Source organism: Armatimonadia bacterium (assembly GCA_039679385.1).
Lineage (GTDB): Bacteria > Armatimonadota > Zipacnadia > Zipacnadales > JABUFB01 > JAJFTQ01.
Genome location: JBDKVB010000056.1, coordinates 1 through 4,971 on the forward strand (window position 1 = coordinate 1; position 4,971 = coordinate 4,971).

General features: G+C 64.1%; 4 protein-coding genes. 3 read left to right on the forward strand and 1 reads right to left on the reverse strand.

Features of this window, described 5'->3' with window-relative positions; translation table 11 throughout:
• Window positions 1-810, forward strand: an 810-nt coding sequence (locus ABFE16_06000) for a hypothetical protein (protein ID MEN6344840.1), incomplete at its 5' end; no start/stop codon positions are given.
• Window positions 811-919: 109 nt separating this feature from the next.
• On the opposite strand, the gene ABFE16_06005 is transcribed toward ABFE16_06000, so the two are convergent.
• Complete coding sequence (locus ABFE16_06005; GenBank protein ID MEN6344841.1) at window positions 920-2,149, reverse strand: hypothetical protein; 1,230 nt, start codon at window positions 2,147-2,149, stop codon at window positions 920-922.
• A 174-nt stretch (window positions 2,150-2,323) separates the two neighbouring features.
• Between ABFE16_06005 and ABFE16_06010 the strand changes: the two genes are divergently transcribed.
• On the forward strand, window positions 2,324-3,976 hold the full coding sequence (locus ABFE16_06010) for a hypothetical protein (protein ID MEN6344842.1): 1,653 nt from the start codon (window positions 2,324-2,326) through the stop codon (window positions 3,974-3,976).
• Window positions 3,977-4,083: 107 nt separating this feature from the next.
• The gene (locus ABFE16_06015) at window positions 4,084-4,890 is read left to right on the forward strand and encodes a FeoA domain-containing protein (GenBank protein MEN6344843.1); all 807 of its coding nucleotides are present in this window, start codon (window positions 4,084-4,086) and stop codon (window positions 4,888-4,890) included.
• The last annotated feature ends 81 nt before the right edge of the window (window positions 4,891-4,971 follow it).

Consider the following 4,971-nt stretch of genomic DNA (forward strand, 5'->3'; position numbering starts at 1 on the left):
AGCGGCCACGGGAAACGCAGCTACGTTAGCGAAGTCGACTTCCCGGAGGTCAACGACGGAGCGGAGTATCTGGCCAGCCTCTGGGCCGGGCGGAAGATCGGGTACCTGCTGGACCAGATCCGCCTCAACGGCAGCAACAAGGAACTCGTGAACGAGATCGTTGAGCTGAGCACGAAGTACGGGATCCTCACCGAGTACACCGCCTTCCTGGCGAATGAGGACACGACTGCTCCGCGGGCGGCCGCTCCAGGCAAGGCCATGGATGCGATGGCCGGAGCCTTCTCGCAGCGTGGCGGCGGATGGGCTACTTCGCAGACCCAGAACGCCCAGGTGATGCGCCAGGCCACAAACGTGGCCAGTCAGAACCGCTACCTGGACGCCGAGGGACGGGAAGTCCAGGTGGCTAATGTACAGAATCGCGGGCAGAGAGGATTCGTGGCCCGCGCCGGGCAGTGGCAGGATATGCGCTACGATCCGGCGAGCCGGAAGGTAGACCTGCAGGTGCAGGCCTACAGCGAGGCTCACTTCCAGCTCAGCCGCAGCTTCCCGGCGCTGAACCAGTCGCTTGCTGTGTCGGACAACATGATCGTGGTGGTGAACGGCAAGGCAGTCCAGATTGGTCCCGAGGGCAAGACAAAGCTCACCGACGAAGAGCTTAAGGCCCTGGGCGCCTCCACAGCCACGACGACCGGGAGCGCCGGGACCACACTGGAAGCTCCGCGCATGGCTGAGGGAGGAAGAGGGCTGCTGGCGGGTGGCCTGGCGACGGTGCTGGCCATGCTGGCTCTTCCGAGACGGCGGCGAGGGTAACCGGGAGCCCTGCCCCGCGGAGGCTGTGGGGGAGGAGTTGCACACGAACAGAGACGCCCCGCAAGGGGCGTCTCTGTCTGTGCTTCCGAAGGTTGCATAACGCCGGAGCCTAGAGATTCCAGTCCGGATGGGGCAGAGGCAGGCGGATCACTGCATCCAGGGACTGCAGAAGGCCTTCGGGCGCCACCAGCTCATCGGTGAAGGCCAGGCCGCTTGCTGAGCGGACACCAAGCCACAGACGAGTGAAGGCGTTGACGGTCGTCTGCAGCGAGGGCAGGTTGGCGTCCTGTCCGGGCTCGGCACCGGACTCGGCACCGAGGGTTACCACGTAGTCTCCGGCAACGCCTTGCCAGGGCGACTGCGGATCGAGGTACTTGGTGATCGGGTCGCTGAGTTGCAGGTTGAAGCGGACCTCGCCGCAGGGCAGGTGTGTGCGCGCCAGGCAACCGGGCAGATCAAGCATCCGCATCTGCCACCAGGCCACTGCGTGCGTGCCCAGCTCGAACCTGCCCTTGTCGCGGGATTCGTACTCCCGGAAGGGGTGCTCAAGCAGGTCCTGGATCTGGATGCCGGGCGGCTCGCGAAGTGTGATGAGCCGGACCTGGTCGCCGAGGCTCTTGAGGACCGCGATCAGCTCGCGGAACTGCTCGCGGGTCTGGAAGACGATCCATGTCACCTCGTAAGGGCCACGCGCGGCGTTCTTGGCGTGGCACCAAAAGTGGTGGGTCAGCTCGCCCTGGGGACCGTCAAAGTAGCCAAGGCCAAAGGCAGTGTCGCCCCACAGCATCGGCACATGGGTGAGCGCAGGACGGTCGAGGCTGCAGGCGCCGTGAGCCGGCCGCCGGGCCAGTCGTGACGCATGGACGGCCTCCCAGTCATCCGCAGTCAGGCGGCGAGGAACACGGGGCGTCTCCGTGACCGTGAAATGGGCCGGATCGAGCGAGAACTGGTTGGTGTAGGCGCCGGAGCCGAAGCCGAGCCGGTTGTAGAAGCCCTGGTCGAACATGCCAAGGGCTGCCACCAGGGCGCCCTCAGCGGCCCCCTGTGCCACGGCGCCGGCGGTTACCCCACTGGCCAGATGCTGCTTGCGAGCAACGCGGCTGGTGGTGACGCCGTTCACGTGCAGATAGGGTAGCTCCTCCTGCTGGTACATCAACCGTCCCGGTGCGGTGAGGACCAGGCACTCGGCCTCGCCGTTCAGGTCGGCGACAAAGCCGTCCGTCCCCTCGAGCTCAAGGTCCATCACGTGCTCGCGGTCCTTGCCCAGCCAACCGGTCTCACGCCAGATGCGTCGTGCGGCTTCCAGATCCCTAGTCCCGTCATACTTGCGGAAATCCATCAGCGATGTCTCCTCGTCTGCCCTGGGATACCGCCTTATAGTATAGCCCATCCTAGGCCGTGTGCTAAGCAGCCGGGACTGGCATCCGATGGTTGCTCCTCTTGGTAGGTATGCAGGACCAGGTTCGCGAATAGTCCGCAGTTGTCTGTGCTTGACGCCGTCAGGAGTCACCCAATGATACCCACGTCTCGCGACTGGCGTCTGGTTGCAGTTCTGTCCGTGCTTCTCCTGGTGACCACTGTCCTGCCCTATGTGTACCACGTGTCCCGACCGGCTGAGGGTGAGACCTACACCGGGCTGCAGCGCTATGTCAACGACCAGATCAGCTACCTCATGTGGGCAAATCAGGTGCGCCACGGAGACATGGCGGTCACGAACCTCTACTCGATTGAGGGGACCGACCGGTTCGCACCCAACCCGCTGTGGGCGCTCGTGGGGTTAGTCGGCAGAGTCGTGCCGGTGAGCACAGTGGTGCTGTACCATGCCGCGCGGGTCATCTTTGGCCTCGTCTACTTGTTCGTGCTGTTCGGGTTCCTTGCGCGGTTCTGTCCGGACCGCTTCACGACCTGGCTGGCGTGGTTTCTGACAGTGACCGCCAGTGGAGCCGGGTCTCTGTACTGGCTGTGGTCGCGTGAAGGGACCCTGGCGGGAATGTGGGTGAGCGCCGACTTCATGCCGGAGCTATGGACCTACTCGTCGCTGCTGTACTTCCCGCACTTCGTCGTGTCGCTGCTGCTGATGGTGGCGTCCTTTGCGGCGCTGGTGGACTCGTGGAAGGCCGAGAAGGCGCCCCTGAGTGGTGCGCTCGCAGCAGGACTTCTGCTCGGCGTTCTGGCTGTGGTCCACACCTATACGGCAGTGACGGTGGTTGCGGCACTGCTCGTGCACAGCGTGTTCCTCACGGTTCTTCGCGTGCCCTGGAAACGAGTGGTCACGAGCAATGCCGTGACTCTGGTCACCAGCGCCCCCTTCTTTGCTTTCCAGCTCTGGGAGACGAAGTCCCATGTGTCGCTGAGCCGGTGGGCCGCCTCGAACCTGATGCCGTCACCTTCGCCGCTGAGCTACCTGTGCGGGTTCGGGTTCGTCGGGATACTCGCCATCCTGGGCTTCGTGCGGACAGTGGGGTGGCTGCGCGCAACTCGGTCGGCAGGGAAGAAGCAAGAAACAGGAGACGCCTCGGCTCGTGTCTTTGAGGTCGCTAAGCGAGCCCTACTTGCGTCCTGGGTAGTGGCGACCCTGCTGCTGATTTTCAGCGGCGTGAGCTTCGAGCGACGCTGCGTGGAGGGGCTGCACATCCCCCTGGTTCTTCTCGCGGTCAGCGTGTTGGCGCCGTCCTTTGTGCAACTCGGACGCCGAAGAGCGCTGGCAGCCGGGCTCTTCGTCCTCCTGTGCGCCCCCACGAGTCTGTGGTACGTGGCTCGGGAGTTCCCCTCCCGCACCGGCTACATCGCTTCGGGGATTCTGGGTGCAGAGGAGGCTATCGCTGAGCGCTTTGGTACGGGGGCTCGCGCCTTTGCCGTCGGTAGCGTCGGGCAGTGGCTTCCCCTTGAGGGTCGCGTGCGGGTGTGGACGGGCCACGGGCAACTGACACCAAACCACGCGGAGCGCGAGCGAGTGGTGGAGCGGGTCTTTGCGCGAGACCTTTCGGACAAGGACAGATGGCAGTTAGTGGCTGACACAGGGTGTCAGGTTGTTGTCGCTTTTGGGTCCCAGGCCGGCCTGCTGCAGAAGGCTCCCGAACTGTGGCGGGAAGAGTATCGTGAAGGTCCTGTGGCGGTGTTCAGTCCTCGCAGTGTGCCGCGTGCAGCATCCCCTGAGACGCCGTGACCTCTCCAGTTGGTGCCGCAAGCTGAACCCCGAGAGTTGGGTTGACAGAGACTATGCTAAGGGGTATAAGAATGTTAAATGAGACTAACTAAGTTGGGGCGATGAACATGGCTGCCGGGCTGTCGGCGACGATGGAGGACTACCTGGAGGCGATCTACCGGTTGCAGCACAGCAACCGCGTAGTGCGCGTGAAGGACATTGCCGAGTCCCTGGAGGTCAAGATGCCCTCGGTGAGCGCTGCCCTGGCGACACTGCAGGAAGAGGGCCTGGTACGTCACGAGAGATACGGGGATGTTGAGCTGACCGATCGCGGCAGGGAGCTGGCCGAGGACGTGCACCGGCGGCACATTACGCTGGTGGATTTCCTGAACTGCATCCTCCAGCTTGAGCAGTCGGAGGCGGAAGACGAAGCCTGCAAGCTCGAGCACTACTTGAGTGCGAAGACGCTGCGTCGCCTGCTGGGGCTCATGGAGTTTGTGGAGCACTGCCCGCGCAGTGGAGGGGATTGGCTTACTCACCTGCAGGGGCGCTGGGAGGACCGCGACTGCGATCACAACTGCCGACGGTGTGTGGAGCAGATTGAGACGCCCAGCCAGAGTCCCTTTGGCTGGCATGGGGGACGAGGGCACGGCGCAACGCTGGACCAGCAGCGGCCGGGGTTCCGGGGCAGAATCGTGCGGGTGAGAGGTAGGGGACCGGTGCGTCGCCGCCTGATGGAGATGGGGGTCACAGCGGGAACGGAAGTCGAGTTCGAGCGCATCGCGCCACTGGGTGACCCGATGGAGGTCAAGATCCGCGGCTATCATCTATCCCTGCGGCGCAGCGAGGCGGCGAACATCGAGGTTGAGGCGGAAACGGCGGCTGAGGAGCCGGTGATGGAGACATCGGCCTCCGATGGAGCGGCCCGTGAGTAAGCGGATTGTCATAGGTCTTGCAGGTAACCCCAATGCGGGGAAGACGACCCTGTTCAACGAGCTGACAGGGGGCCATCAGCA

Coding starts and splice junctions, on each gene's coding strand:
- ABFE16_06015 (MEN6344843.1), top strand. CDS start 4,084: ATGGCTGCCGGGCTGTCGGCGACGATGGAGGACTACCTGGAGGCGATC.
- ABFE16_06010 (MEN6344842.1), top strand. CDS start 2,324: ATGATACCCACGTCTCGCGACTGGCGTCTGGTTGCAGTTCTGTCCGTG.
- ABFE16_06005 (MEN6344841.1), bottom strand. CDS start 2,149: ATGGATTTCCGCAAGTATGACGGGACTAGGGATCTGGAAGCCGCACGA.